The organism is Labrenzia sp. PO1 (assembly GCF_012273635.1).
In the GTDB taxonomy this organism is placed as follows: domain Bacteria; phylum Pseudomonadota; class Alphaproteobacteria; order Rhizobiales; family Stappiaceae; genus Roseibium; species Roseibium algicola.
This window is the reverse complement of the sequence record NZ_JAAXCR010000001.1, coordinates 1,564,828-1,591,282: the sequence shown is the minus strand read 5'-3', so window position 1 is coordinate 1,591,282 and position 26,455 is coordinate 1,564,828. Positions and strand designations below refer to the sequence as shown.

Genomic DNA, 26,455 nt, shown 5'->3' with positions numbered 1-26,455 from the left:
TCCGATGACACGGTCAGCGTTGCCACCCTTCCACCACACGCCCTATGACGGCACCAGCCAGCCTTTCACCGTCGGTCTGAAGCCGATCGGTGAGGAGGCCTGGCTGGAACCCGATCCCTTTCTGGTGAAACATCTGGGTGAGAAGAAACGGCTGTTTTCCGATCATCTGAAAACGGTTTTCCGTGCAGAGCCGGACACAGATGCTGCGCAGCAGGAGGTCCTGGACCTCCTCACGGAGAACCTCTCGCGGTTTCATGCAGATACCCACCGGGTCGGGGATGCCGAAGTCGAGATTGTCGCCAACGGCGCGCGTATCCCGCTCGCCGGGGCTCCCGCACTCGTAACGGCTGCAAGTCTTGTGCAGGAAGATCTTGTCTTGATGCGGCCCGGGCAGGACGGCTACAGGCTCACGGCTGCCGCGCTCTGTTTTCCCTCGTCCTGGTCTTTGGCGGAGAAGTTCGGCCAGTCCATGACGGGCATTCATGACAATGTTCCCGGCTTCAACGGAAGCCGCATGGGAATGATGGTGGCCCGGATATTCGACAATCTGAAAGCCGGACAGTTTCTGGAGCGCTTCAACTGGTCGATCTATCCCGACGGCGACCTTCACCATCCCTTGCCGAAACAGATCCGCGTCAAGATTGACGACGGAGCACTGGCCCAGCTTTTCCTCCGGGTCGAGCGGCAAACCTTGCGGCGTCTGCCCGGGTCCGGCGATATTCTGTTCACCATCAAGATCCATCACGATCCGTTGGCGGCACTGGAAGCGCAGGAAGGGCGTGCAGGGCTGGCGGAAGGGCTCCGCAAGCAGCTTCTTGCGCTTGATCCGGATCAGCTGGCCTACAAGGGCCTTGTGGCAACACGGGACGATCTGGCCCGGGCGCTGGAAAAAATCAGTCTCGGCTAGCGGAAGATCGTGCTGTGTGCTGAGCGTCAATCAGTGCCCTGACCTTTTCCCGATCTTCAGCGCTCGCCGGGTGGTAGACCATCATCGCAAGGTCCGCACGGCCGTCGACGGCAAAGGTCGAACATTCAAGGCTCATCCAGCCGGCCACAGGGTGTTTCAACCGCTTGGTAAGGTCGTCTGAGGCGAGGACGTCATGGTCCTTCCACAGGCGTTCGAAATCCGGGCTCAGCTGGCACAATTCCCCTACCAGGGATGTGGTTTCATATGCGGCACCGGCACGTACCACATCGGCCCGAAAAGCACCGACGACGAAACGGGCGACGCTTTCCCAATCCGCCTGGATATTGCGGACCCTCGGGTCGCTGAAGATCAGCCGCAAAATGTTGCGTTCGCCGGGGGGCAAGCTGGCGTAGTCGGTCAGGACGGCCGAAGAAGCGCGGTTCCAGGCAACGACGTCCCAGGTGTGGGTCCTGATCATGGCAGGGGTCTGTTCCAGGGCATCCAGTACGTTCTGAAGCCGGGGCGACACGCCTTGCTGCGGTTGGTAGCGAACGTCAGGGGCACGGCCGAGCCCGATAAGATAAAGATGCTCGCGTTCGACATCCGTCAGCATCAGGGCCTTTGAAACCCGGTCAAGGACGTCGGCCGAAGGCGCACCGCCACGTCCCTGTTCAAGCCATGTGTACCAGGTGACGCTTACATTCGCGCGTTGTGCGACTTCTTCGCGCCTCAGGCCCGGCGTTCGCCGGCGGGTGAGGGGAATGCCGAATGCGGCGGGATCCAGTTTTGCCCTGCGATCCTTCAGGAACCGGCCCAGTCTATTGTCTTCCTGGATATCCGCCATCTTATCCTGTCAGTCATTATACCTGTATAAAGTCACTACTTTAACTGGATAAATACTGCCGCAAGACTGCTCGCCGTTCAACCAACGGAGTGTTTTCATGCGAGTATTCGTTACCGGCGCAACAGGGTTTGTTGGCTCCGCCGTCGTTTCGGAGCTGTTGCAGGCAGGCCATCAGGTGCTTGGCCTCAGCCGATCGGAAAGAGGGACTGCGCTCCTCCGGTCTCAAGGAGCACAAGTGCAGATCGGGTCACTGGAGGACCTCGACAGCCTTCGTGATGGAGCAAGGGCAAGTGACGCTGTCGTGCACACGGCGTTCAATCATGATTTTTCGCGCTTTGCCGCCAGCTGCGAAGAAGACCGTGCCGCCATTCTGGCCCTCGGCGAGGGGCTATCCGGAACAGACCGGCCACTGCTGGTTACCTCGGGTGTTGCCGTTGTCCGGTCCGGACCGGTGGCAACAGAAGCCGATCCGGCGGTTCCAACCTCACCGGCCTATCCCAGAGCTACCGAGGCCGCCACGGCCGAATTGGTGCAGGCCGGGATCAACGCCAGGGTGGTCCGCCTGCCGTTCTCGGTTCATGGACCGGGTGATCATGGTTTTGTCCCGATGCTGATCGGCATCGCCCGGGAGAAGGGGTTTGCCGCCTATGTTGGCGATGGTGAAAACCGCTGGCCGGCAGTGCACCGTCTGGATGCGGCAAGGGCTTATCGTCTGGCACTTGAAACACCGGAGACAGATGGTCCTTTTCACGCAATCGGCGAAGATGGCATTCCTTTCCGCGCAATCGCCGAGGCAATCGGCCAGGGACTGGACCTTCCCGTGCGCTCGCTCATCCCGGACGACGCAGGATCCTATTTCGGCTTCCTGGGTATCTTTGCCGGAATGGATGGTCCTGCGTCCTGCGACAGGACCCGGGCTGCGCTCGGCTGGCAGCCGGCAGAATGCGGTCTGCTGGCGGACATCGGCAGAAGCGGCTATTTCTGAAAATAGCCGGGCGTTGCCAGGCAGTTGGACGCCTGCGTCGGAATAGAGGCTGGTGGAGCTGGATATTGTTGCGGTAGTTCATATGTAGTGCCAGGAGACCGTATCCAACGGTTCGATGCATCGGGCGTTCCCGGAACGCCAGTTGTTACAAGGGAGCCCGCCATCGCATGGCCGACAGCAAAGACCGTGAAAGCAACCGCCTCAGCGCCCGCATGGGGCGCTACGCCAAAGTCGGCACCAACATGGGTGGCATTGCCGCAAAGGTGGCCGGGGCACGGTTGTTCGGCATGGAACTCGACAATGCCAAGAACGCGGCCGAACTGGCCGCGGCCCTTGGCGGGCTGAAAGGCCCCTTGATGAAGGTGGCGCAGCTCTTGTCGACGATCCCGGATGCATTGCCGCCGGAATATACGACCGAACTTGCCAAGCTGCAGGCCAGTGCACCGCCCATGGGCTGGGCCTTCGTCAAACGCCGGATGCGGGCCGAACTCGGTGCGGACTGGCAAGGCCGGTTTGCCGAATTCGGCAAGGAACCGGCCGCAGCGGCTTCCCTTGGACAGGTGCACCGGGCCACCGGCCATGATGGGCGCGTTCTGGCCTGCAAGCTGCAATATCCGGACATGGCTTCTGCAGTCGAGGCGGATCTGAAGCAACTGCAGATGCTGTTTTCATTGCACCGGCGCATGAGCCCGGCCATCGATACGCGCGAGATCGCCAAGGAAATCAGCGCCCGGGTCCGCGAGGAGCTGGACTATGCCAGGGAGGCGGCACATATCGCCGTCTATCAGGGCATCCTGGGAGACTTCGACCGTATCCGCGTACCCGAAGTGATCCCGGAGCTGTCGACCAAACGCCTGCTCACAATGGGGTGGCTCACCGGAAAACCTCTGCTCGACTACAAGGAACACAGCCAGGACGAGCGCAATCTGCTCGCCAGAACCATGTTCCATGCCTGGTGGCATCCGTTCAGTCATTTCGGCGTCATTCACGGTGACCCGCATCTGGGCAACTATACCGTGTTCGAGCAGGAAGGCGCTCCGGCGGGCATCAATCTGCTGGACTACGGCTGCATCCGCATCTTCCCCGAGGCGTTTGTCGAGGGCGTCGTCGAACTCTATCGTGGCCTTCTGGAAGAAAATGACGATCGGGTCGTCGCGGCCTATGAGCGCTGGGGCTTCAAGGACCTGAAAAAGGAAGTCATCGAGGTCCTCAACATCTGGGCAAGGTTCATCTACGGTCCTCTGCTCAGTGACCGCGTCCGATCGATCGCGGACGGCGTGTCGGCTGCCGAATACGGACGCAAGGAAGCCTTCCGCGTTCATTCCGCCCTGAAGCAACTGGGGCCGCTGACGGTGCCGCAGGAGTTCGTCTTCATGGACCGGGCGGCAATCGGGTTGGGCGGAGTGTTCCTGCACCTGCGGGCGGAACTCAATTTCTTTGAGCTGTTCAACGAGCAGATCGACGGTTTTGAAGCGGCAACCGTACGCAAGCGCCAGAACGATGTACTGGCTTCAGCCGGGCTTGCTGGAGCCTCACATGCTGCCTGATTGTGCGAAGGATTTCAGTGCGAAAAGGGATGCCAAAGCCAAAGCTGTCAAAAAGTCGCGACCTGTGTGACGAAATGTGCACTTCCCGTCATTGCCGAACCGGCAGGCTTTATTGTATGTAGGCTGCCGACTATCGAATTTTCCTGGGGGACTTCATGTCTGACGAAACTGCGCCCGCAATGGACTATGACGCTCACGAGCAGACTTACGAGGGGTTCATCAACTTCTCCAAGATCGGCACGATCGCAGTCCTGACCATTGTCGTCTGCCTGATCATGTTCGCCTTTGGCGGCACCGCTGCTACCGTTTTTGGCTGGCTGCTGCTGATCGCAACCCTCATTGCCACCGCTGTCGGCATGGCTCTGGGTGCGTCCGGCTGGATCCCGCCTGCAGCTGTCTTCGTTCTGAGCGGCATCCTGGCGATCCTGACCGTCTGAGCTAAGCTTCCGGCCTTCATGGTCCGGCCAGCACAGACGAACACATCTGTTTTTGGAAAGGCGCGGTCAGATCCGCGCCTTTTCCTTTTGTTCTTGGACCCCAAGTGCGATGAGCCAAGCCGCGCCAGCATCCTTTGTCTATGACCCGCCGCTGGAGCCGTTTCTGACGGTGCTGCACGCAGATGACGATCTTCTGGTGATCGACAAGCCGAGCGGGCTCTTGAGCGTCCCGGGCAAGGCTGCCGAACATGGCGACTGCGTCGAAAGCCGCGCGCGGGAGCGCTTCCCTGATGCGCGGATCGTTCACCGGCTCGACATGGATACGTCCGGTGTCATGGTTCTTGCAAGGAACCCCGCAGCACATCGGCATCTGGGGCTTCAGTTCGAACGGCGCAAGACGCTCAAGACCTACATTGCCGATATTTGGGGAAGCCCGTCAGAAGACGAGGGAGAAATTGATCTGCCGCTCGTTTGCGACTGGCCGAACAGGCCCAAGCAGATGGTCAGCTTCGAGTTTGGCAAACCTGCACTCACCAGGTGGAAGGTACTTGAGCGGAAAGAACTGACGACGCGGGTCCGGCTGTTTCCCCATACGGGACGGTCGCATCAACTGCGTGTCCACATGCTTTCGCTCGGGCATCCAATCACCGGCGACAGGTTCTATTCGGAAGGTGAGGCGCTGACAGCCTCCAGCAGGCTTGCGCTTCACGCCGAAACGCTTGAACTGCACCATCCGGCGCATGGGGAGCGAATCTGTTTCCGGTCCGAAGTACCGTTCTAGATAGACATTCGGCCTGAGTGGTGCCTCGGCCAACTTCAGCCGTTACCGGGCGAGACACCGCAAACAGGTCTGGGTAGTCACCGCACATGATGACTTCAGGTCTTTTGGAAAGCTTACGTTTGGGCCGGATTAGCCGTTGCCGACGCGACCAAGACCTTCGCGGGCGATCTTGTTGGAGTTGTCCAGCGTGATCGCGCGGGTGTAGCTTCGGCGCGCATCCTTCGGATTGTTGAGCATTTCCTGGGCGAGGCCCCGGTTTGCCCAGGCAATAGCGGAATCCCGATCGAGGTTGACAGCCATCGACAGGTCCGAGAAGGCGGCGTTCGGGTCGTTTACAGCGATGTAGGAGATGCCGCGAGCGATATAGGGAGCGCTTGCCTTCGGGTTCAGGCCGATGGCGGTCGCGAAGTCCTCGATCGCGCGCTGATGCTGGTTCTGCGCCTGGTAGATCAGGCCGCGATTGTAGAACGCACGGGCATCGCTGCTGTCACGGGTGATGACGGAATTGAAGTCGGCAAGGGCAGCGTTGTAGTTGCCCTGCTGGCGATAGATGTTGCCACGCCCGACATAGGCCACGTCATAGTCCGGCTTGATGTTGATCGCGCGGGTGTAGTCGGAGACCGCCTGATCGTTCTGGCCCATGCGGCGATAGACAAGACCGCGGTTGGCATAGGTCTGGTAGGACTGCGGGTTGAGCTGCAGAGCCCGATTGAAGTCCTCGACCGCCTTGTCCAGCTTGCCGGCCTGGCCGTAGGCGATGCCGCGGGTGCTGTAGGCGCTTGCATCGTTCGGATTGGCATCGATCACCGCCGTCAGAGAGGCGATGTTGGTCGAAGATCCGGCCGAAGCATTGGTCGGCACATCGTCGTAGACGCCCGTGGTGCAGGCCGACAGAACGGCAGCAAGGCCAAGCAACGTTGCATGGGGCAGAAACTTGCGCATGCGGCACATACGATCTCTAAGGGTCAAGCGATTAGACATGCCGTTCATCTGCCTCCAATAGGGCGGGAGTATGGCTGCTTCACGCTCTTTGAACCAAGCCGGAAGCATTCCCCGCAAAACGCCAAAAGCCGACCGGAACTTCGGTCGGCCTTAGGGCAGTTTTGAGAAGATTGGCGGCCAAATCCGCCAGAAACGCTCAAGCCGAACTTAGCGGCGAGCGGACTTGCCCGGGAGCAGGCCTTCACGCTGTGCCCGCTTGCGAGCCAGCTTGCGTGCACGGCGAATTGCTTCAGCCTTTTCACGCGCCTTCTTTTCAGACGGTTTTTCAAAGTGACCGCGAAGTTTCATTTCACGGAAGATGCCTTCGCGCTGCATCTTTTTCTTGAGCGCCTTCAGCGCTTGATCGACATTGTTGTCGCGAACCAGAACCTGCACGCGTTTTTTCCCGTTTTCGATGCGCTGCAGAGGATCCGCAGCAAGAATAACCATGATGGAAGCGAGGCTTCGCCAACGAACCTTACGGTGGTTTCAAAAACACATGCGAATGCCCATCGGTTTACCGATCAACCAAGCATCCACTTGTGTACAGAGACCTTATCGCCGCTGACGCGTCGCTCACTTTGGCGCGCTTAATACCAGAGCAAACCCTATGTGTCCACAGGCATTCGCAAAGAAACCCGCCAAAATCGGATTCCGGCACCTGCGCCGGAGCGTGTCCCCAACCCGTAGAACAAGTGTGGACACCGGACAGTATCACGACTAGAGGTGGATGTCTCACCCCGGTCAAAAGAGCCTCGTGCAAGAAGGCGTGACCTTGCCCACATTGTTGGAGGAAACAATGGCGCAGAACGCGTCAAGGGCTCCCGATTCGGACAAGAGCCAGTCCCTTTGGCGGAGCGACATACGGCCTACCCTTTCTCTGGGGTTGCCGCTTGCCGGGGCCCAGTTGGCCCAGATGGCCATCAATACCACGGACGTTCTGATGATCGGACGTCTTGGCGCGCAGGAGCTTGCTGCCTCCGTGCTGGCCTTCAATTTCTACATGCTGGTCTGGTTTTTCGGCATGGGTGTGCTGCAGGCGGTGATTCCGCTTGCCGCTCGTGCCCGCGGCCAGAAAAAGCTGCGCGACCTGCGCCGGGCCGTGCGCATGGGCTTCTGGATTTCCGTCCTGTTCTGCATCCCGGTCTGGGGCATCCTGATCTTCATCGAGCCTATCCTGCTGATGCTGGGGCAGGAGCCGGAACTGGCCAGGCTCGCCGGGGTCTACATGGTCTATCTGCAATGGACCATGTTGCCAGCTCTGCTGATCATGGCCGTGCGCGGCTTCCTGACCGTAATGGAGCGGACGCAGGTGGTGCTCTGGGCGACGATTGCCGGTGCCATCGCGAATGCGTTCCTGGATTATGTGCTGATTTTCGGCGAACTCGGTTTCCCGCGCCTGGAACTGGTTGGGGCGGGGATTGCCTCGGTCATCAGTGCGACAACGACATTCCTGTTTCTGCTGGCGTATGCCGTGCTGCACCCCAGGCTTCGGCGCTACAACATTCTTGGCCGTATCTGGCGGTCGGACTGGCCTGTCTTCTTCCAGATCGTCCGGCTGGGAACGCCGATTGCACTGACCATCATTGCAGAGGGCTCCCTGTTCACGGCCTCGTCGGTGATGATCGGCTGGCTGGGCACGCTGCCGCTTGCCGGTCACGGCATCGCCCTGCAGATCGCATCCATCACCTTCATGGTGCCTGTCGGACTGTCCGTGGCCGCCATGACCCGCGTCAGCCTTGCTTCCGGGCGGGACGACCACAAGGGGGTCGGCCGCGCCGGCTGGACCGCGCTGGTCGTGACCATGCTGTTCATGGGCCTATTTGCCATTCTCTTCTGGACGATCCCGGAGCAACTGGTGGGTGCATATCTCGACCTCAGTGACCCTGAAGCCAGGGAAGTGATGGCCTATGGTGTCTCGTTCCTAACGGTCGCAGCACTGTTCCAGCTTGCCGATGGCGGCCAGATTATCGGTGTCAATAACCTGCGCGGCCTGGGCGACACCACGATACCGCTTTTCTATGCCCTGTTTGGATATTGGGTCGTCGGCATCAGCCTGTCGCTTGGACTTGGTTTCGTAGCCGAATGGGGCGGGGTCGGTGTCTGGTGCGGCCTGGCGGGTGGCCTTGCCTCCGTTGCGGTGCTGGCGAACCTGCGCTTTGCCCGGCGGGAGAAGCTGGGTCTCGTGCCCGGCTGAGCCAGCTCCGTCTTGGCAACGTATCAGCGTCAAAACCAGAAAGCCCCGGCTCGTGTCCGGGGCTTTTTCAATCCTTTTCAGATGGTCCTGTTCAGGACTTTTCCGAGATCCGGTTGACGTGGCCCATCTTGCGGCCTTCGCGGGTTTCGGCCTTGCCGTAAAGATGCAGACGGGCAGCGGGTTCCTTGAGAACCTCGTGCCAGCTGTCGGCGTCGAAACCGATGAGATTTTCCATGACAGCATCCGAATGCCGCTCGGCAGAGCCAAGAGGCCAGCCGGCGACAGCACGAATGTGCTGGTCGAACTGGGACGTCAGGCAGGCGTCCTGCGTCCAGTGGCCGGAATTGTGAACGCGCGGCGCAATCTCGTTGACCAAAAGTCTTTCGCCCGCTGCCTCGCGCACCAGGAACATTTCAACGCCCATGACACCAACATAATCCAGACCGGCAACAATCTTCCCGGCCATCGCACGGGCTGCGTCCAGCGTTGCCTGCGAGACGCCGGCCGGAACGGTCGAGGTCTTCAGGATGTGGTTTTCGTGGTGGTTCCGGGCAACGTCGTAGCAGGCAATGCCGCCGTCCAGGTCGCGTGAGACAATCACGGAGACTTCACACTCGAAGGGGATAAGCGCCTCGAGCACCATCGGTACCGCGCCGAGCTTTTCGAAGGCGCCGTCGGCATCCTCGGGCTTGCGGATCATCTGCTGCCCTTTGCCGTCATAGCCGAAGCGGCGGGTCTTCAGTACGCCCTTACCGCCAAAACGCGCAACGGCTTCTTCGAGATCCTGCTGCGAGGCAATGTCGGCGAAGTCGGCAATGGCAACACCGGCACCGGAGAGAAACTGCTTTTCGAACAGCCGATCCTGGGAAACCTCCAGCGCGCGTACACCGGGGCGCACCGGAACCTTGGCGTCGAGATGGGCAGCGGTCGGGCCCGGCACGTTTTCGAATTCATAGGTGACGGCGTCGACGGAAGAGGCGAAGCGGTCAAGCGCGTCGATGTCCTCATAGGGCGCAACCGTGAAGGTGGCGCTGACGTCAAAAGCGGGACTGTTCGGATCCGGACAGAAGATATGTGTCTTCAGACCAAGACTGGCGGCCGACTGCGCCAGCATCCGGCCGAGCTGGCCTCCACCAAGGATGCCGATGGTGTCGCCTGGGCTCAAACGGGTTTTGGCGTTCATGGTATGGATCCTGCCCGCGTCGGGCTATTTCAGTCGTTGGATGGCGTTTCGGCGACGGCGGCAGTGCGCTCGGCGCGGAAGGCGGTAAGGGCGGCGTCGATTGCCGGATCATGCAGGGCCAGGACGGCAGCTGCCAGCAGGGCGGCGTTGGTGGCACCCGCCTTGCCGATGGCAAGCGTGCCGACCGGAATGCCGGCGGGCATCTGCACGATGGACAGGAGACTGTCCTCGCCGGAAAGCGCCTTGCTTTCGACCGGAACACCGAAGACGGGCAGCGGCGTCAGGGCCGCAGTCATGCCAGGAAGATGGGCTGCACCGCCTGCGCCTGCGATGATGATCTTGAAGCCTTCGGCCTTTGCGCTCTTGGCGAAGTCGTACATCCGGTCCGGCGTGCGGTGGGCGGAGACGATGCGTGCCTCGTAGCTGACGCCGAGCTGGTCCAGCGTGTCGGCGGCGTGTTTCATTGTCGGCCAGTCCGACTGACTTCCCATGATGATGGCGACATCCGCTTTGGCCATAAAATGCTCCAGTTTCCGGCGGGCTCAGAAGAGCCGCGGAGTATAGGCAGCGCGCCGCGCATCGCAAGCGCGAATCGGCAGATTTCGTGTCGGAAATTCACAATCGGGGTGCAGGGTGCCGATGCGGGAAACCCGGTGGCAGGCAAGCTCAGGCGATGATGTCCGGGAACAGCTGATCCTCAAGTGCCGTGATCCGGTCCTTGATCATCAGTTTCTTCTTCTTCAGCCGCTGCAGCTGCAAGGCATCTTGGTTCGAAGTTGAGGCGAGTGCCTCGACGGCCGCATCAAGATCTCTGTGTTCCTGGCGAAGCTGCGCCAGTTGCAAACGCAACGCATCACTATCCATCTGCGCCATCTATGTCCCCCAAACAGGAGATAAGTCCTAATCCATTTTGCCGATGACGGGCAAGATATCATCTTAGGCCAGCCGGTGGCCGGTTTTCAAAAGTCCCTTGCTTTCGTCACGCGAACCGGGGTGCCGGTCACGATTTCGTATGTTGAAAACTTGTGAACTGGCAAATCTTTCAAGGGTAATTTTCGTGAGTTTTAAGTGTCTTAATTGGGGCCGCTTCTTCAGGGTTTCCTAAGGATAGCAGCGAGAATGCATAATTTGACGGCGAAACGCTCAAGCTATGCGCAAAGAACAATCGACAACGCCGGAATTCCTGTGGCACGATGAAAATGTTGAGCCAACAGACAGGAGGTTATCCATGTCAATGCAGTCGCATCTCGCAGAACTTGAGCGCCGTCACGCGGAAATGGAACGCAAGATTGAAGACGCTCAGTTACATCCGAGTACAGACTCCCTGCAATTGGCTGACATGAAGCGTCAAAAGCTCAAGATCAAGGATGAGATTACGCGAATACGGGAAAAGGAAACGCTCCATTAGAGGGCAGTTCCACTGAGATTGAACGCCGCGCATTGCGCGGCGTTTTTGTTTTCAGCCCCTAGAGCGCCTTTGCCTGCTCGCGCAGGGCGAATTTCTGGATTTTGCCTGTCGAGGTCTTGGGCAATTCGCAGAAGACAACAGTCTTCGGAGCCTTGAAGCTGGCAAGGTGCTGCCTGCAGAAGGCAATCAGGTCGGCCTCGCTAACCGTTGAACCGTCCTTCAGCTCGACAAAGGCACAAGGGGTTTCGCCCCATTTCTCGTCCGGTTTCGCCACCACAGCCGCGGCCTGCACGTCGGCGTGCTTGTAGAGCACTTCTTCCACTTCGATGGAGGAGATGTTCTCGCCGCCGGAGATGATGATGTCCTTGGATCGGTCCTTCAGCTGGACATAGCCGTCGGGATGCAGGACGCCGAGGTCTCCGGAATGGAACCAGCCGCCCTTGAAGGCCTTCTCTGTCGCTTCCGGGTTTTTCAAATAGCCCTTCATCACGACATTGCCGCGGAACATGACCTCGCCAAGGGTCTCGCCATCGGCGGCCACCGGCTCCAGCGTTTCCGGGTCGAGCACCGTCAGACCTTCCAGCGCGACATAGCGTACGCCCTGGCGTGCCTTTTTCTGTGCCTGTTCGGCAAGCGGCAGGTCGTTCCATTCGACCTTCCAGTCGTTGACGACCGCCGGGCCGTAGACTTCCGTAAGGCCATAGAGATGGGTGACGTTGAAACCGGCGGTCTTCATGGCTGCGAGGACGCTTTCCGGCGGCGGGGCGGCGGCTGTGAAGAATTCCACTTCGCGGTCAAGATCGCGCTTGTGCTCGGGCGCTGCGTTGAGGAGCGTCGACATAATGATAGGCGCGCCGCACAGGTGGGTGACGCCTTCATCGGCAATCAGGTCCCACATGGTTTGCGGGCGGACCCAGCGCAGACAGACATGGGTTCCGGCGACAAGCGACAGGGACCAGGGAAAGCACCAGCCGTTGCAGTGGAACATCGGCAGGGTCCAGAGGTAGACCGGGTGCTTGGCCATGGAGGCGGTAATCACATTCGCCTGGGCCAGCAGATAGGCGCCGCGGTGGTGGTAGACCACGCCCTTCGGATTGCCCGTGGTGCCGGAGGTGTAGTTGAGCGCGATCGCATCCCATTCGTCATCGGGAAGCGACCAGGCAAAGTCCGGGTCGCCCGATTGCACGAATTCCTCATAGTCGAGGCTGCCGAGACGTTCGCCTTCCTGCGGAAATTCCGTGTCGGAAAAGTCGATCACGGTAGGTGTCACCGTCGCAATCGACAGGGCTTCCTTGACGACCGGCGCATATTCACGATCGGTGATCAGCACCTTGCAATCGGCATGGTCGAGCTGGAAGGCAATGATAGCAGCATCGAGGCGTGTGTTCATGGAATGCAGAACCGCACCGGCCATCGGCACCCCGTAGTGGGCTTCCAGCATCGGCGGCACGTTGGACAGCATGACGCTGACCGTGTCGTTCTTGCCGATTCCGAGCCGCGTCAATGCGGATCCAAGCTGGCGCGCCCGCCGGTAAAAGGTCCGGTAGTCGGTCCGCTGACGGCCATGGACGATCGCAACCGTGTCCGGAAACACATCCGCCGCCCTTGCCAGGAAGCTCAGCGGACTGAGCGGTGCATAATTGGCGGTGTTCTTGTCGAGACCCCGGGCGAAGGGGTTGACGCTGGCATCCATGACCATCCTCCCTGAAGCATCCCGCCAGCAGATGGGAACGGGATGCCAAAAACGTCTTGAGACCACTCTGGTGCCCTCCGCCACATGGGAGGAAGGCACGGTGACCGGTTGATTTTGGCCGTATCAAAACCGGAAACGGTTTGCCGTGCAATTGGTCATTGGCGGGGGTATCCCCTTAGACGATCCACCCCGCGCGCCATGTCAGGCAAGAAGGCCGACAATTCCATCATAAGTCAGCTTGGCGCCGATCACGCCCATGAAGATATAGATGATGGCGTAGAACATTTCCGCCTTGACGATGCGCACCAGCCAGACGCCGACAAGTGTTGCCACCAGCGCAACTGGAAACAGCGTGACGGAAGTCGACAGGTTGGTGGCGTCGAATTGTCCCAGCAGGAAATAGGGCACCAGCTTGATCGCGTTCACGGTGGCGAAAAAGATGACCGCCGTTCCGGCAAACATCATGGGCGCCATGCGCAGGGGCAGCATGTACATCTGAAAGGGTGGGCCGCCGGTGTGGCTGATGAAGCTGGTGAAGCCTGCCATCATGCCCCAGAACGTGCCCTTCGGCAGGTTGTGGCCGCTCGCGGTGGTGATCTTGCGCTGCTTGAAGAGATAATCGGCGACGAAGGCCAGGGACATTATGCCGATCAGGAAGATGACGAAGGAGTCGTTGACATAGGCGGCCGTGGCCCAGCCGATGCCGATGCCCATCACGGCCGCGGGCAGCAGAATGCTGAGGGTTTTCCAGTCAGCACGGCCGCGATAGGCAATCAGCGCGACAATGTCCATCACGATCAGGATCGGCAACATGATGCCGGCGGCCTGCAGCGGTGAAATGACAAGCGCCATGATCGGCACTCCAAGCATGGCGAAGGTGCCGCCGAACCCGCCCTTGGACAGGCCGACCAGAAAGACCGACGGAATGGCGGCCGCATAGAACCAGGGATCAGTAATTGGGATCATGTGCTGAGAAACGCGAGGAGTAGAACGGACAGGCCCGGCAGACAATCATGCCAGAGTGCTTACGTAAAGTCCCGAAGGCCGAATTGCCTATAAGCGGAGGCTTGCAATTTCGGGTGCCCTTACAGCACTCTAGGCCGCAAAAGCCGGAGCTGTGTCTCCGGGCTTGTGTTTGGGAGGACATTGTCATGGCAAGCCGGTATCACGAGATCTACCAGGGCTGGAAACAGGATCCGCTCGGGTTCTGGAAAGAGGCCGCTGAGGAAATCGACTGGGTCTCGACGGGCGACAAGGTGTTCGATCCCGATCAGGGGCAATATGGCCGCTGGTATCCGGATTGGGAGTGCAACACCTGCTACAACTGCCTGGACCGGCACGTGGAGCGCGGTCGTCCCGGCCAGCCGGCACTTATCTACGACAGCCCGATTACCGGACGGACGGCAAGCTACACCTATGCGGAGCTTCTGGAAGAAGTGGAGGCCATGGCCTGCGTGCTGGCCGACCAGGGCCTCGTCAAGGGCGACCGGGCCATCATCTACATGCCGATGATCCCCCAGGCCGTGATGGCGATGCTGGCTTGCGCGCGTCTTGGTGTCATTCATTCCGTCGTCTTCGGCGGGTTTGCCGCAAACGAACTGGCAACGCGAATCGATGATGCGACCCCGAAGGCAATCATCGCAGCGTCCTGCGGCATCGAGCCGGGCCGCGTCATTGCCTACAAGCCCCTGATCGATCAGGCCATCGACATTGCCAGGCACAAGCCGGACAGCTGCCTCGTCTTCCAGCGCGAGGAACTGACGGCGGACCTGAAAGCGGGCAGGGACCACGATCTCGGAGCTCTTCAGGCAGATGCTGTCGCTGCCGGGCGCAGGATCGCGCCGGTTCCGGTGAAGGCAACCGACCCGCTCTATATTCTCTACACTTCCGGTACGACCGGTCAGCCGAAGGGCGTCGTTCGCGATAACGGCGGCCACATGGTGGCACTGAAATGGTCGATGAAGAACCTTTACGATATTCAGCCGGGGGAAGTTTTCTGGGCGGCATCAGACGTTGGCTGGGTGGTTGGCCATTCCTACATCTGCTACGCGCCGCTATTGCACGGCTGCACCACGATCGTGTTCGAAGGCAAGCCTGTGGGGACGCCGGATGCGGGAACGTTCTGGCGGGTTATTTCCGACCACAACATCGTATCTCTGTTCACGGCGCCGACTGCCTTCAGGGCGATTCGCAAGGAAGACCCGAAAGGCGAGCTGATCCAGAAATATGATCTGTCCCAGTTCCGGTCCCTGTTTCTGGCGGGGGAGCGTGCGGACCCTGAAACGGTCAACTGGGCCATCGACCAATTGCAGGTGCCGGTGATCGACCACTGGTGGCAGACGGAAACCGGCTGGTGCATCGTCGGCAATCCGGTTGGTCTCGGCCAGTTGCCGGTCAAGCCGGGGTCTCCCACCGTGCCGATGCCCGGCTACGACGTTCAGGTGCTGGACGATGCCGGCCATCCGCTGGGCGCCAATACACTTGGCAACATCGTGGTGCAACTGCCGCTGCCGCCGGGTTCACTGCCGACTTTGTGGAATGCGGACAAGCGATTCTTCGATGCCTATCTCGCCGAGTTCCCCGGGTACTACAAGACGGCGGATGCCGGGATCATTGATGATGACGGGTATCTGTCGATCATGGCGCGGACCGACGACATCATCAACGTTGCCGGCCACCGACTGTCGACGGGCGGCATGGAAGAGGTGCTGGCCACGCATCCCGATGTTGCCGAATGTGCCGTCATCGGCATTGCAGACAAACTGAAAGGCCAGCTGCCCTGCGGGTTCGTTGTTCTGAAAGCCGGTGTCGACCGGACCCACGACGAGATCGAGAAGGAGCTTATCAAGCTGGTGCGCGACAAGATCGGCCCGGTGGCGGCGTTCAAGATCGCGATCACCGTCGACCGGCTACCGAAAACGCGTTCCGGCAAGATCCTTCGAGGCACCATGCGCCAGATTGCCGACGGAGAAAGCTGGAAAATGCCGGCCACGATCGATGATCCGGCAATCCTGGACGAGATTACCGAAGCGCTCAAAACACACGGAATTTCCGTTTGAATTGACCAGGTGACGTTGCTGGAGGGCGATAACAGCCATCGACACAGCCGTTTTTGACACTTAATGTCGGGCCGCCGCGAAGCGGCCCGCGCTATTTGCGCATCAGAATTAAACTCAAGCAGCCGTGAGGTTTCCGTGTCTTTGGAGAATAAGGTCGCCATCATTACCGGGGCAGCCCGTGGGATCGGATTTGCAGTCGCCAAGCGCTTTGTCGCCGATGGCGCAAAGGTCGTGATTGCCGATGTGGATGACGAAGCCGGTGAAGCCGCGGCTGAAGATCTGAAATCGCAGGGCGAGGCAATGTACATCCATTGCAACGTCGCTGAACGTCTGGACGTTCGCAATCTGGTTGCCGAAACGCTGAACGCCTATGGCGATATCGATGTGCTGGTCAACAACGCCGGCATCGTGGTCGGCGCGGATTTCCTCGACTTGGAAGAAGAGGATTTCGAGCGCGTCCTGTCGATCAACCTGAAGGGTGCATTCCTGTGCTCGCAGGCCGTTGCCCGCCACATGGTGGAAAAGGTTCAGAACGGTGGCGAGCCGGGCTGCATCGTCAACATGTCGTCGGTCAACTCGGTGCTCGCGATCCCGAACCAGATCCCCTACTGCGTTTCCAAGGGTGGCATGTCGCAGCTGACCAAGACGACCGCCCTGTCGCTTGCCCAGTACGGTATCCGCGTCAACGCCATCGGGCCGGGCTCGATCATGACCGAGATGCTGGCGTCGGTGAACAGCGATCCGGCGGCGAAGAACCGCATCCTGTCGCGGACGCCGATGCTGCGCGTCGGCGAACCGTCCGAAATCGCCAGCGTCGCCGCCTTCCTGGCGTCCAGCGATGCCAGCTACGTCACCGGTCAGACGATCTTCGCCGACGGTGGCCGCATGCCGCTCAACTACACGGTCTCGGTTCCCGACGACGCGTGATTTGACATCGACATTCATCAGCCAAGAAGGGCGGCAGTCATGCCGCCCTTTTCACGTTTGACGGGCTATGCGGTTTCCGCGTCCAGCTCGGCACCAAACTGCAGCCTAGCAAGTTTGGCATAAAGGCCACCGGCAGCAGTAAGTTCGCCGTGTGTCCCGGTTTCGACAATCCGGCCGTTTTCCATCACCACGATCCTGTCTGCCTTGAGAACCGTCGCCAGCCGGTGCGCAATCACCAGCGTGGTCCTGTTCTCCATCAGCCGGTCGAGGGCTTGCTGGACCAGATTTTCGCTTTCCGCATCGAGCGCGCTTGTGGCTTCGTCCAGCAGCAGCACGGGTGCGTGTTTCAGGACAGCACGGGCAATGGCAATGCGCTGGCGCTGGCCGCCGGAAAGGGTAATGCCGCGTTCGCCGACGATGGTGTCGTAGCCGTCCGACATCTTCTCGATGAAGGGGGCCGCAAGCGCTGCTTCAGCGGCGGCGATGACTTCCTCCTGGCTGGCGTCCGGCCGTCCGTAGGCGATGTTCTCCGCAATACTGGCGCCAAAGATAGCCGTGTCCTGCGGCACCAGTGCGATATGGCGGCGCAGGTCTTCCGGGTCGAGATCCGGCAGGGCAACGCCATTGAGGCGGATGTCACCCGAGACGGGATCGTAGAACCGCATCAGCAGGCTGAAGAGGGTCGACTTGCCTGCGCCGGAAGGTCCGACCACGGCAACGGTCTCGCCCGGTGAGACGGTGAGGCTGAGATCGCGGACGACGGGCATTTTCTCCGCGTTGCGATAGGCGAAAGACACATCCTGGAAGACGATCTCGCCGCGTGGCGTCTCGGGCAGGCTGACCGGGTTTTCAGGTGCGGCGATTTCCGGCTGGATTTCCAGAAGTTCCGACAGGCGTTCTGCCGCGCCGGCTGCCTGTGAGAGTTCGCCCCAGACCTCGGAGAGGGCAGCCAGGGATCCGGCCGCCAGAATGGAATAGAGCAGGAACTGGCTGAGTTCACCGCCGGTGATCCTGCCGGAGAAGACGTCGCTCGCACCGATCCAGAGGACGGCGACGATGCTGGCCCCGATCACCATGATGGCAAAGCCGGTCAGCGCAGCGCGGGCGACGATTGCCTGGCGGGCAGCCTGGAAGGCGGCATTGACGGCATCTGCGTAGCGGCCTGCGCTGCGGCTTTCATGGGTAAAGGCCTGAAGCGTGCGGACCGAGCCCAACATCTCGCTTGCATAGGCTGATGCTTCAGCAAGGGTATCCTGGGCAAAGCGGGACCTTCTGCGCACCTGGCGCCCGAAGCCGAGGATTGGAATGAGAATGACCGGGATAGCTGCCAGGACGATGACGGAAAGCCGTGGACTGGTGACGACCATCATCACGGCAGCGCCCAGGAACATGATCAGGTTGCGCATGGCAAGCGATGCGCTGGAGCCGAAGGCAGCCTTGATCTGGGTGGTGTCGGCCGTCAAACGGGAGAGGATTTCCCCGGATTTGGCGCTGTCGTAAAAGACCGGGCTGAGCCTGGTCATATGAGCAAAGACATCGGAGCGCACATCGGCGACGACCCGTTCGCCAATCCACATGACCAGGAAATAGCGAACGGAACTGGCAGTTGCGAGAGCGCACACCACGCCGATCAGCACGGCGAAATAGGAATTGACCAGCGCGGGGTCATCGGCGCCGAAGCCGAAGTCGATCATCCGGCGGACCGCCGCAGGAAGAACAAGCGTTATGACGGCGGCCGAGAACAGGGCTGCGACTGCCGCTGCAACCATGATCTTGTGCCGGAAGAGATACGGCAGCAGACGGGTAAGCGGGCGAAGCGATCTGCGGGACTTTCCGGATGGGGATTGGGTTTCGTTGGCAGGGGCGTCGGCCACTGGGGTCTCCTTGTTGTTCCTTCCCGTCTTAGCATGTTCCGCAGTGCGGACAATGACTTTGGACAAAGCCGCCAAGAGCTTTAAAAGGGCTTTGCCGGAGGAAAGCGGGCCGCGTCGGCGAGGGGTTGAAATCCTTTGCCGGAGATAGCTGGAAATTGCCGGAATTTGCCCCTTGTCTTGGCTCCTTCCATGGGGTATATCCCCGCCTCATGTTTCTGAGGGCGGCGTCCGCAACCGGATCGGCGGCCCCTCATTTCGTTTTGCGTTTGCTTGGCGGCTTTCCCGGAAGGTTGTCACAGGGCGCTTGAAAGGACCGGCCATGAAAGCGGATATTCATCCCGACTACCACACCATCAAGGTCGTCATGACCGATGGCACCGAATACACCACCCGCTCCACTTATGGTGCGGAAGGCGACACCTTGACGCTCGACATCGACCCGACGTCCCACCCGGCATGGACCGGTGGTGACCGTCAGCTGATGGACCGCGGCGGCCGCGTGTCCCGCTTCAAGAACAAGTTCGCTGGCTTTCTGGGCTCCTAAGCTTCGGCCACGACAGTTTCAAACGAAAAACCCGGCCTCTGGCCGGGTTTTTTGTGTTTTGAGGTCCGCAGGAAGCACAGCAGGTACAGTGTCACCCCGGGAGAACACCGCGAGATCCGTGGTTTACCCGTTTCCTGAGAGCTGGCCAGAGAGCTGAGCAGAGGCTTGGCTAGAGATTTGGCCAGAAAACTGGAGCGTGTTGACCTTCATCAGCAAACCCTGGTGCTTCGGCACTCGGCGTTGAGAGCGGGCTTCGGATCTACGCTTCGCTACTCGGGAGGCATCCTGGGGCTTTACTGGGATCCGGCGCAGGCTCACCCAAAACAAAAAGCCGCCTTGCGGCGGCTTTTCGAATTCGAAAGAGGTTGATCGGTCTTAGCCGAACTTGCCGAATGCGGCGTGCAGCTTGTTGATCTGGGAAGCGACCGGATTGTCGTTCGTGGCTTCCTCGACCTGCTCTGCGTCCTTGCGGTACAACATCTTGTCGAGGTGGACGACGCGTTCCTGCAGCCGGGAAGAGCGGTCAACCAGCTCGCGCAACGTTTCCGGCAGATCAGTCCAGGTTGGGCCGCCGGCGGCTGTGGACAGCTTGTCGAGGCGAACCTTGTTCTTCTCGCTGCCGGCCTGCTCACGGGACATCTCTCCCTCGTTGACCGCACGCTGCAGCAGCAGCCAGGAAGCCAGCTGCATGAGCCGGGTGGTCAGACGCATGGACTCCGTCGCGTAGGCGAGGGAGGCAGGACGCGGAAGCTGCTTGGCTTCTTCGCGGCCGTTGCCGTCCAGGTACATTGCGGTTTCCTCGACCAGCGACATGCCTTCCTGAAACAGGCTCTGGAAGCTGTCGGAGCTGGCAAGGTGATGCGCGATATGAACTGCGCTTCCTGTGTCACCGGCCTTTTTGATGTCGTCCGTCATAGGATTGCTAAGCCTCAATTACTCTTCCGGTTATCCTGCCATCTCTTCTTGGTCTGTCCCGGGATATGACATCCCGTTTCAGGTGTTCCTTTTTGGAACGATGCAGGTCTTCATGGCCTGTATCCAGCAAAGCGCGTGCCAAACGGACAAGTAAACGGCCATTAACCAGAACATTGACAAGATACTATGAGGCGTTGGCAAAAAAAAGAGCCGCTTGGTTGCGGCTCTGAGTCTTTAACAGGGAGGCGTCAAACAGAGTGGACAGGAGCCACTCACATCCAGATGACTGGATAGCTATGTTTATATTTTAGAAAGATTAATAAGAGGTAAACGAGTAAATTTTTACCTATCAGCTTTACTGTAAGTGCGTGTCAAAAAAGGACATAAACTCAAGTTCTGTAATAATTTACAGGGTCACTTCTGGAAAATTGAGTTGGCTGCATCGCGAATAGTGCCGCGTTGCTCAAGCTCCTTCTGGGTACGGTTAATTTCACCCTTCAGAGCTTCGATCCGTTCCTGCAGCTCGGCCTCGGAAAGACGAGACAGTTCTTCCCCTACGGTAACTGTGCCAAGTGGTGATTTTTTGGGGACATCTTCATCAAACAGGTTCATCGGTTTCCTCCTCTGCGGTCCCGGATCGGGGTCCGGTCGCGTTTCCGACCGTTATTTAACCCGAGCCCGGGCGGGTTGCCTCGCCGGGCTGTTTTCCTGCAAATAGACAGACGCTCGATTTACCATATGCCAGGCACAGTTGGCCTAGCCAGTCCCAAAATGAACCAAAAAGGAAACGCCTCTATGCAGAATCTGCCGGATCGCATGACCGCCGTTGCCATTTCAGAACCCGGAGGACCGGAGGTTCTGCGCGTTGAAGAGCGGTCCATTCCCGAATTGGGACAAGGTGAGATCCTGATCAAGGTGGCGGCTGCCGGTGTCAACCGGCCGGATGTCCTGCAGCGCAAGGGAGCCTATCCGCCGCCGAAGGGCGCGTCCGACCTGCCGGGGCTAGAAGTCTCTGGCGAAGTGGTGGCTCTGGGCGAGGGAGCAGCTCGGCACAAGATCGGTGACAAGGTAACGGCGCTCGCCCCTGGTGGCGGCTATGCGGCCTACTGCAAGGTGCCGGAAGGACATGCCCTGCCGGTTCCCAAGGGGCTTTCCATGGTGGAGGCCGCAGCCGTTCCGGAAACCTTCTTCACTGTCTGGACCAATGTGTTCGATCGCTGCGGCCTGAAAAGCGGAGAGCGCTTCCTGGTGCATGGCGGCACTTCGGGCATCGGCACGACGGCAATCCAGCTCGCGAAGGCTTTCGGCGCCGAAGTCTTCACCACCGTCGGGTCTGCGGAAAAGGCCGAGGCGGTGAAAAAGCTCGGCGCGGACCACGCCATCAACTACCGTGAAGCGGAGTTCGAGAAGGTGATCCTGGAGATCACGGGCGGCGAAGGGGTGGACGTGATCCTGGACATGGTCGGTGGTGACTATGTTGAACGGAACTGGAAAGCGGCGGCGGTCGAAGGACGTATTTGCCAGATCGCGACGCTGAACGGCATTGCGGAGAACGTCAATTTCTCTCGCCTGATGGTCAAGCGCCTGACCCATACGGGGTCGACGCTGCGTCCACGCAGCGACGCGTTCAAGACGGCAATTGCCGAAAGCCTGAAAGAGAAGGTCTGGCCGCTGCTCGAATCGGGCAAAGTCGCACCCGTGATGGATTCCACCTACCCCTTGGCCGAGGCCGCGGAAGCCCATCGGCGCATGGAAGGCTCTGGCCATATTGGAAAAATCGTCCTGACGGTGGATGTCTGATGCCGGATGGAAACCTGCAACTGCGCGATTGTTACGCGAGTATTTGCGTTTCCGTGTTTTTCGACATATATTCCGGCCACTTTCCAGGAAACTGATCAAGGAACACCGCTTTTTCGCCCTGCCGGGCGAGGGAGCAGACGAGAGGAATTTATCTGATGGCGAACACGCCGCTTATGCCGAAGGCAACCGCCGTCTGGCTCGTGGACAATACCGCGCTGAGTTTCACTCAGATCGCCTCCTTCTGCAAACTGCACCCGCTTGAAGTGAAGGCAATTGCCGATGGCGAAGCCGCACAGGGGATCAAGGGCCTTGATCCGATCCTGACCGGCCAGCTCTCCCGTGAAGAAGTCGAAAAGGCTCAGAGAGATCCGAACTATCAGCTGAAGCTTCAGGGTTCGAAGGTGGTCGTGCCTGAATCCAAGCGCAAGGGACCGCGTTACACGCCGGTGTCCCGTCGTCAGGACCGTCCGAATGCGATCCTGTGGCTGGTGCGCAACCATCCGGAACTGAAGGATGCGCAGATCATGCGCCTTGTCGGCACCACCAAGCCGACCATTGCCGCAATCCGCGACCGGACCCACTGGAACTCTGCCAACCTGACGCCGTCCGACCCGGTTACCCTGGGCTTGTGCAGCCAGCTTGAGCTGGACATGGAAGTCGAAAAGGCGGCGAAGAATGCTCCGCTGCCGATGGCAGGCGAAGTGAACGAGACCCTGATGTCCGTCGAAGACAGCACCAGCGAAGACGCTATCGCAGCTGCTTTCTCGCTCGATCCGTCCAAGCCGATCCAGCGCGAGGAAGAAGAGGAAATCGACGCCGATGCCGTGTTCGCCAAACTGAACTCGCTGAAGAGCGAAACTCAGGACGAAGACGAAGAAGACGACGAAAACCGCTGATCGCTTCCCGCTTTCTGCAAATTCTGGAGCCGCCGGCTGAGTTCAGCCGGCGGTTTTTGTTTGACCTTCCAGACGCATGTTTCCGGCTTGCCCGCCCAGGGTGTGGAATGGCTGAATTTTCGACATGAGCCGTACCCAGATCATATGAAAACGCGTTGCCACGTTGAGGATCACACAATAATCTCCCTGAAAAATTCGGGAGACGCTCATGACCTACAGACTTTTGAAACTTGCTTTTGGCCTGACCCTCGCCTTTGGCTCGTTCCAGGCTCACGCGGAAACGCGGATCACCTATAAATCCGCCAAGACCGGTTCCTCCTATTACCAGATGGGTGTCCAGATCGCGGAAGCCATCAAGGCCGGCAGCAATGGCGACATGATTGTCACCGTGGAAGAAAGCCAGGGCTCCGTTCAGAACGTGATGGAAGCCAAGGCGCGCGGTGGTGACTATGTGTTCACGACGCCGCCAGCGCTCGTTTCCCTTGCCCAGGGCGGCAAGGCCATGTTCGAAGGCAAGGGCGATCCGAAGTTCGATGAAATCCGTGCCCTGTTTCCGATCCCGTCGTTGACCATGCATTTCGTCATGTCGGCCGATAGCGGTGTTTCCGACTTTGCCGGCATGGAAGGCAAGACGATCCTTCTCGGCAAGGGCTCCTTCGGTGCGACGGAAGGCGAGAAATATCTCAAGATGTTCGGTCTCGAAGGCAAGGTGAACATCGCTGACGCGGAACTTTCCAATGCGGTTGCCGCACTCAAGAACGGCCAGATCGATGGTTTCGTGACCGCCGGTTCCTGGCCCGCGCCGAATGTTATCGAGGCGGCTGCCTCCGCGGACGTGACAGTGCTTTCGCTCAGCGACGACCAGATTGCCGAAACCAAGCGTTCTAAACTGGTCATTCCGGCCGGGACCTATGCCGGCCAGGCCGAGGACATCGTCACCACCTCGCTGCCGGTCGTTGCCTATACGACCAGCGCCATGGACGACGACACAGCCTATGCCCTGACCAAGACCTTCTGGGACGAAAAAGCCAAGATGGGCGAAGAAGCCCCGTGGTGGAACGGTGTCGACCAGGCACTGATGGCCAATATCACCGGCAAGATCCACCCGGGTGCCGCACGCTACTATCAGGAAGCCGGCATCGAATTGACCGACGCCCAGAAGTAAATCACAAGACCGAACGCGGGGCGCCATGGCAGGATCTGCCGGAAAATGGCGCCCCGTATCGTTCGAGCAGACATAATGGTCCGGCGGAAATCGTCCAACGGGCCCTTCCAGGACTGTCCAAAAGCATCAGTTCCCTGCCTTGCGCGGGAGAGCGCTCTGACAGAATGAAACCGTGCAGCAGCATGTCGCCCCTTCGGCCGATAAGCTGCGCAATCAGATAGAAATACCAGCCCATGATCAGTGGTGACACCGCGACATCGCCCTTCCAGCGAATGGCCATGCTTCTTCTCGCAACGGCGCTTGTCGTATTTCATCTCGGGCTGATCTTCTCCGGTCTGGTGCCGAACCTCGTCAGCCGGCCGCTTCATCTTGCACTTGCCCTGCCATGGATCTTCATCTTTGCCAAAGGCGGTTTTCTCACGCGCGTGAGCGGTGCGGTCCTGTGTGCTGCAGGTGTGGCCGTCTGTCTGTGGATCGTGGCCAACCAGTCCACGCTTTCGGACCAATACGGCTTTCTGGAAGGTGACTTCCAGTTCTGGATGGCCGGCACCCTGTTGCTGGTTGTGCTTGAGGGCGCGCGTCGCGCAATCGGCTGGCCGCTGCCGGTGGTGGCGGCGCTGGCACTGGCCTATGGCATGTTCGGTCAGCATATTCCGGGTGAATTCGGTCACTCCGGCACGCCGCTTGCGAGTTTTCTCGGCACGCTGACCATTGCTGAAGGCGGGGTCTGGGGAAGCCTGACCGGTGTCTCGGTGGGCGTGGTCGCCATTTTCGTGATTTTCGGCGCTGTTCTGAATGCCGGAGAAGCCGGACAAGGGTTCATGAACGTCGCTGCTGCGGCGGCAGGCCGGCTCAAGGGCGGGGCGGCCAAGGTGTCCGTGTTGTCTTCGGCGCTGTTCGGCTCCATTTCAGGCTCCGCGTCTGCCAATGTGGCTTCCACCGGTGCAATCACTCTTCCGGCCATGACGCGGCTCGGCTACCCTAAAAAACTGGCGGCAGCCGTCGAGGCAGTTGCGTCCTCCGGCGGCCAGATCATGCCGCCTTTGATGGGGGCAGGGGCCTTCGTCATGGTGGAGCTGACACGGGTGCCCTATACCCAGATCATGGCAGCGGCCTTGCTGCCGGCAGTTCTTTATTTCTTCGCGGTCTGGGTGGGCATCAATGCCTATGCCAAGCGGTATGACCTTGCTGCCATCGACCAGGGCGATCAGCCGCAAATGCGCCAGGTGGCCATTACCTCAGCCTTCTTCCTGGTGCCGTTCTCCGTGCTGCTGTGGGGCATGTTCGTCGCGCGCTATACACCGCAATACGCTGCCTGCATTGCCATTCTGGCCGGGTTCGCGCTGCTTTTCTTCAACGCCCAAGGAACCTTCGCACTCAAGGACATCCTGCTGCGGCTGGAAAGCGCGGCTTTGAACTCGGCCCGTCAGGTATCGGTCATCGCGGCGATCATCGTCTGTGCATCGATCATCATCGGCGTGCTGGCGATCACCGGGCTCGGCGTCAAGATCACTTCGCTCATTCTGTCCGGGTCGGGTGGATACCTGTGGCCGTCCTTGTTCCTGACCGCGCTTGCGTGTCTGATCCTCGGCATGGAAGTGCCGACGACTGCGGCCTATGTCATCTGTGTTTCCGTTGCCGGACCGGCCTTGATGCAGCAGGGGTTGGAACCCTTGCAGGCGCATCTTTTCGTCTTCTGGTTCGCGCTGCTGTCGACCATCACGCCGCCGGTCTGCGGAGCCGTCTTCATCGCCGCCGGGATGATTGGCGAAAACTGGCTGAAGGTCGCTCTTTCCGCCATGGCGCTCGGCATTGGCCTCTACATCATTCCTCTGGCCATGGTCGCCAATCCGGCGGTGCTGGAGCTTGCGGCCCGCCCGCTGCCGGCGCTGCTTGCCGCTGCCAAGATCGGCCTCGGGCTGGGCCTTGTTTCCTACGGTGTCATAGGCTTCAGGAAGCCCTTGCAGAGGCTGGCCGCAAGCGGCGCAGGCCTTCTTATTATCTTTGTGGGGGGCAATCTGCTCTAGGCAGTCGCCCTAGGTGCCCTGGCCACAGCCTTCCGGCTTGAAAATCCGTTGTGTCGAAGCTGGGTGGCGCAGCAGGGCTGCTGCCGGCCGAATTGGGCGTTGCTGAAAATTGCCGCCGCAGTTGGGGCACGCGCCATTGAGGACGTTTCGGGCGCAGTCCTCACAGAACGTACATTCGAAAGTACAGATAAAGGCTTCTTCCGACTCCGGTGGAAGGTCCTTGTTGCAGCATTCACAATTGGGGCGCAGATCCAGCATGGCGGTCTCCGGTAAGGATGTGTTCGC

27 protein-coding genes are annotated in these 26,455 nt (G+C 59.8%); 14 read left to right on the top strand and 13 right to left on the bottom strand.

Going from position 1 to position 26,455, the window contains the following annotated elements:
* The first annotated feature begins 4 nt into the window (after window positions 1-4).
* On the top strand, window positions 5-907 hold the full coding sequence (locus tag HCG46_RS07345; protein ID WP_205838446.1) for a DUF3445 domain-containing protein: 903 nt from the start codon (window positions 5-7) through the stop codon (window positions 905-907).
* Here the strand turns inward: HCG46_RS07345 and HCG46_RS07340 are convergent.
* On the bottom strand, window positions 894-1,751 hold the full coding sequence (locus HCG46_RS07340; protein ID WP_168685391.1) for a helix-turn-helix transcriptional regulator: 858 nt from the start codon (window positions 1,749-1,751) through the stop codon (window positions 894-896). The two genes, HCG46_RS07345 and HCG46_RS07340, sit on opposite strands and share 14 nt — an antisense overlap.
* A 97-nt stretch (window positions 1,752-1,848) precedes the next feature.
* On the opposite strand from HCG46_RS07340, the gene HCG46_RS07335 reads away from it, so the two are divergent.
* The 4 genes from HCG46_RS07335 to HCG46_RS07320 all read left to right on the top strand — a co-directional run bounded on the left by HCG46_RS07335 (window position 1,849) and on the right by HCG46_RS07320 (window position 5,501).
* Window positions 1,849-2,736 carry an SDR family oxidoreductase gene (locus tag HCG46_RS07335; protein WP_168685388.1) on the top strand — a complete coding sequence of 296 codons (888 nt, stop codon included), beginning with the start codon at window positions 1,849-1,851 and terminating at the stop codon, window positions 2,734-2,736.
* Window positions 2,737-2,903: 167 nt separating this feature from the next.
* A complete protein-coding gene (locus tag HCG46_RS07330) occupies window positions 2,904-4,283 on the top strand; it encodes an AarF/ABC1/UbiB kinase family protein (RefSeq protein ID WP_077291749.1) in 1,380 nt (459 codons plus the stop codon).
* A 155-nt stretch (window positions 4,284-4,438) separates the two neighbouring features.
* Window positions 4,439-4,720, top strand: a complete 282-nt coding sequence (locus HCG46_RS07325; RefSeq protein ID WP_023003505.1) for an aa3-type cytochrome c oxidase subunit IV — start codon at window positions 4,439-4,441, stop codon at window positions 4,718-4,720.
* Between the two features lie 109 nt (window positions 4,721-4,829).
* Window positions 4,830-5,501, top strand: coding sequence for an RluA family pseudouridine synthase (locus tag HCG46_RS07320; RefSeq protein ID WP_077291750.1), 672 nt, complete (start codon window positions 4,830-4,832; stop codon window positions 5,499-5,501).
* A 129-nt stretch (window positions 5,502-5,630) separates the two neighbouring features.
* Here the strand turns inward: HCG46_RS07320 and HCG46_RS07315 are convergent, their stop codons facing one another.
* Together HCG46_RS07315 and rpsU are read right to left on the bottom strand one after the other, a co-directional pair.
* Window positions 5,631-6,482, bottom strand: coding sequence for a tetratricopeptide repeat protein (locus HCG46_RS07315; RefSeq protein ID WP_208984760.1), 852 nt, complete (start codon window positions 6,480-6,482; stop codon window positions 5,631-5,633).
* 168 nt (window positions 6,483-6,650) lie between these two features.
* The gene (rpsU, locus tag HCG46_RS07310; RefSeq protein WP_008188883.1) at window positions 6,651-6,878 is read right to left on the bottom strand and encodes a 30S ribosomal protein S21; all 228 of its coding nucleotides are present in this window, start codon (window positions 6,876-6,878) and stop codon (window positions 6,651-6,653) included.
* Between the two features lie 403 nt (window positions 6,879-7,281).
* Here rpsU and HCG46_RS07305 point away from each other — a divergent pair, with 403 nt between their 5' ends.
* Window positions 7,282-8,679, top strand: a complete 1,398-nt coding sequence (locus tag HCG46_RS07305; RefSeq protein ID WP_031270537.1) for an MATE family efflux transporter — start codon at window positions 7,282-7,284, stop codon at window positions 8,677-8,679.
* 91 nt (window positions 8,680-8,770) lie between these two features.
* On the opposite strand, the gene HCG46_RS07300 is transcribed toward HCG46_RS07305, so the two are convergent.
* The 3 genes from HCG46_RS07300 to HCG46_RS07290 form a co-directional block, all read right to left on the bottom strand.
* Complete coding sequence (locus HCG46_RS07300; protein ID WP_168685386.1) at window positions 8,771-9,862, bottom strand: 5-(carboxyamino)imidazole ribonucleotide synthase; 1,092 nt, start codon at window positions 9,860-9,862, stop codon at window positions 8,771-8,773.
* Window positions 9,863-9,891: 29 nt separating this feature from the next.
* Window positions 9,892-10,380, bottom strand: a complete 489-nt coding sequence (purE, locus tag HCG46_RS07295) for a 5-(carboxyamino)imidazole ribonucleotide mutase (RefSeq protein WP_055661187.1) — start codon at window positions 10,378-10,380, stop codon at window positions 9,892-9,894.
* Window positions 10,381-10,528: 148 nt separating this feature from the next.
* The gene (locus HCG46_RS07290) at window positions 10,529-10,735 is read right to left on the bottom strand and encodes a DUF465 domain-containing protein (protein ID WP_023003497.1); all 207 of its coding nucleotides are present in this window, start codon (window positions 10,733-10,735) and stop codon (window positions 10,529-10,531) included.
* 355 nt (window positions 10,736-11,090) lie between these two features.
* Here HCG46_RS07290 and HCG46_RS07285 point away from each other — a divergent pair, with 355 nt between their 5' ends.
* Window positions 11,091-11,270, top strand: coding sequence for a DUF465 domain-containing protein (locus tag HCG46_RS07285; protein ID WP_031270536.1), 180 nt, complete (start codon window positions 11,091-11,093; stop codon window positions 11,268-11,270).
* Window positions 11,271-11,328: 58 nt separating this feature from the next.
* Here the strand turns inward: HCG46_RS07285 and HCG46_RS07280 are convergent, their stop codons facing one another.
* Both HCG46_RS07280 and HCG46_RS07275 read right to left on the bottom strand, forming a co-directional pair.
* Entirely contained in the window at window positions 11,329-12,963 is a 1,635-nt protein-coding gene (locus HCG46_RS07280; RefSeq protein ID WP_168685384.1) for an acyl-CoA synthetase, read from the bottom strand.
* A gap of 201 nt (window positions 12,964-13,164) precedes the next feature.
* Window positions 13,165-13,929, bottom strand: coding sequence for a sulfite exporter TauE/SafE family protein (locus tag HCG46_RS07275; RefSeq protein ID WP_152505511.1), 765 nt, complete (start codon window positions 13,927-13,929; stop codon window positions 13,165-13,167).
* A 185-nt stretch (window positions 13,930-14,114) separates the two neighbouring features.
* Here HCG46_RS07275 and HCG46_RS07270 point away from each other — a divergent pair, with 185 nt between their 5' ends.
* Together HCG46_RS07270 and HCG46_RS07265 are read left to right on the top strand one after the other, a co-directional pair.
* Window positions 14,115-16,022: a propionyl-CoA synthetase gene (locus HCG46_RS07270; RefSeq protein WP_168685382.1), complete on the top strand. Its 1,908-nt coding sequence runs from the start codon at window positions 14,115-14,117 to the stop codon at window positions 16,020-16,022.
* Between the two features lie 135 nt (window positions 16,023-16,157).
* On the top strand, window positions 16,158-16,949 hold the full coding sequence (locus HCG46_RS07265; RefSeq protein ID WP_168685380.1) for a 3-oxoacyl-ACP reductase family protein: 792 nt from the start codon (window positions 16,158-16,160) through the stop codon (window positions 16,947-16,949).
* 65 nt (window positions 16,950-17,014) lie between these two features.
* On the opposite strand, the gene HCG46_RS07260 is transcribed toward HCG46_RS07265, so the two are convergent.
* Window positions 17,015-18,823 carry an ABC transporter transmembrane domain-containing protein gene (locus tag HCG46_RS07260; RefSeq protein WP_168685378.1) on the bottom strand — a complete coding sequence of 603 codons (1,809 nt, stop codon included), beginning with the start codon at window positions 18,821-18,823 and terminating at the stop codon, window positions 17,015-17,017.
* Window positions 18,824-19,142: 319 nt separating this feature from the next.
* Between HCG46_RS07260 and rpmE the strand changes: the two genes are divergently transcribed.
* The gene (gene rpmE / locus HCG46_RS07255) at window positions 19,143-19,367 is read left to right on the top strand and encodes a 50S ribosomal protein L31 (protein WP_006932159.1); all 225 of its coding nucleotides are present in this window, start codon (window positions 19,143-19,145) and stop codon (window positions 19,365-19,367) included.
* Window positions 19,368-19,742: 375 nt separating this feature from the next.
* Here rpmE and HCG46_RS07250 read toward each other — a convergent pair whose 3' ends face one another.
* Window positions 19,743-20,282 carry a DUF1465 family protein gene (locus tag HCG46_RS07250; protein ID WP_023003489.1) on the bottom strand — a complete coding sequence of 180 codons (540 nt, stop codon included), beginning with the start codon at window positions 20,280-20,282 and terminating at the stop codon, window positions 19,743-19,745.
* Window positions 20,283-20,696: 414 nt separating this feature from the next.
* Entirely contained in the window at window positions 20,697-20,894 is a 198-nt protein-coding gene (locus HCG46_RS07245; RefSeq protein ID WP_168685370.1) for a DUF1192 family protein, read from the bottom strand.
* A 183-nt stretch (window positions 20,895-21,077) separates the two neighbouring features.
* Between HCG46_RS07245 and HCG46_RS07240 the strand changes: the two genes are divergently transcribed.
* The 3 genes from HCG46_RS07240 to HCG46_RS07230 all read left to right on the top strand — a co-directional run bounded on the left by HCG46_RS07240 (window position 21,078) and on the right by HCG46_RS07230 (window position 24,143).
* On the top strand, window positions 21,078-22,082 hold the full coding sequence (locus tag HCG46_RS07240) for an NAD(P)H-quinone oxidoreductase (RefSeq protein WP_168685368.1): 1,005 nt from the start codon (window positions 21,078-21,080) through the stop codon (window positions 22,080-22,082).
* Window positions 22,083-22,237: 155 nt separating this feature from the next.
* The gene (locus HCG46_RS07235) at window positions 22,238-22,978 is read left to right on the top strand and encodes a cell cycle transcriptional regulator TrcR (protein WP_055661191.1); all 741 of its coding nucleotides are present in this window, start codon (window positions 22,238-22,240) and stop codon (window positions 22,976-22,978) included.
* A 208-nt stretch (window positions 22,979-23,186) separates the two neighbouring features.
* Entirely contained in the window at window positions 23,187-24,143 is a 957-nt protein-coding gene (locus HCG46_RS07230; protein WP_023003484.1) for a TAXI family TRAP transporter solute-binding subunit, read from the top strand.
* Window position 24,144: 1 nt separating this feature from the next.
* On the opposite strand, the gene HCG46_RS07225 is transcribed toward HCG46_RS07230, so the two are convergent.
* On the bottom strand, window positions 24,145-24,423 hold the full coding sequence (locus tag HCG46_RS07225; RefSeq protein ID WP_023003483.1) for a hypothetical protein: 279 nt from the start codon (window positions 24,421-24,423) through the stop codon (window positions 24,145-24,147).
* On the opposite strand from HCG46_RS07225, the gene HCG46_RS07220 reads away from it, so the two are divergent.
* Entirely contained in the window at window positions 24,422-26,170 is a 1,749-nt protein-coding gene (locus tag HCG46_RS07220) for a TRAP transporter fused permease subunit (protein WP_168685367.1), read from the top strand. The two genes, HCG46_RS07225 and HCG46_RS07220, sit on opposite strands and share 2 nt — an antisense overlap.
* Window positions 26,171-26,179: 9 nt before the next feature.
* On the opposite strand, the gene HCG46_RS07215 is transcribed toward HCG46_RS07220, so the two are convergent.
* On the bottom strand, window positions 26,180-26,428 hold the full coding sequence (locus HCG46_RS07215) for a DUF1272 domain-containing protein (RefSeq protein ID WP_168685365.1): 249 nt from the start codon (window positions 26,426-26,428) through the stop codon (window positions 26,180-26,182).
* Window positions 26,429-26,455 lie beyond the last annotated feature (27 nt).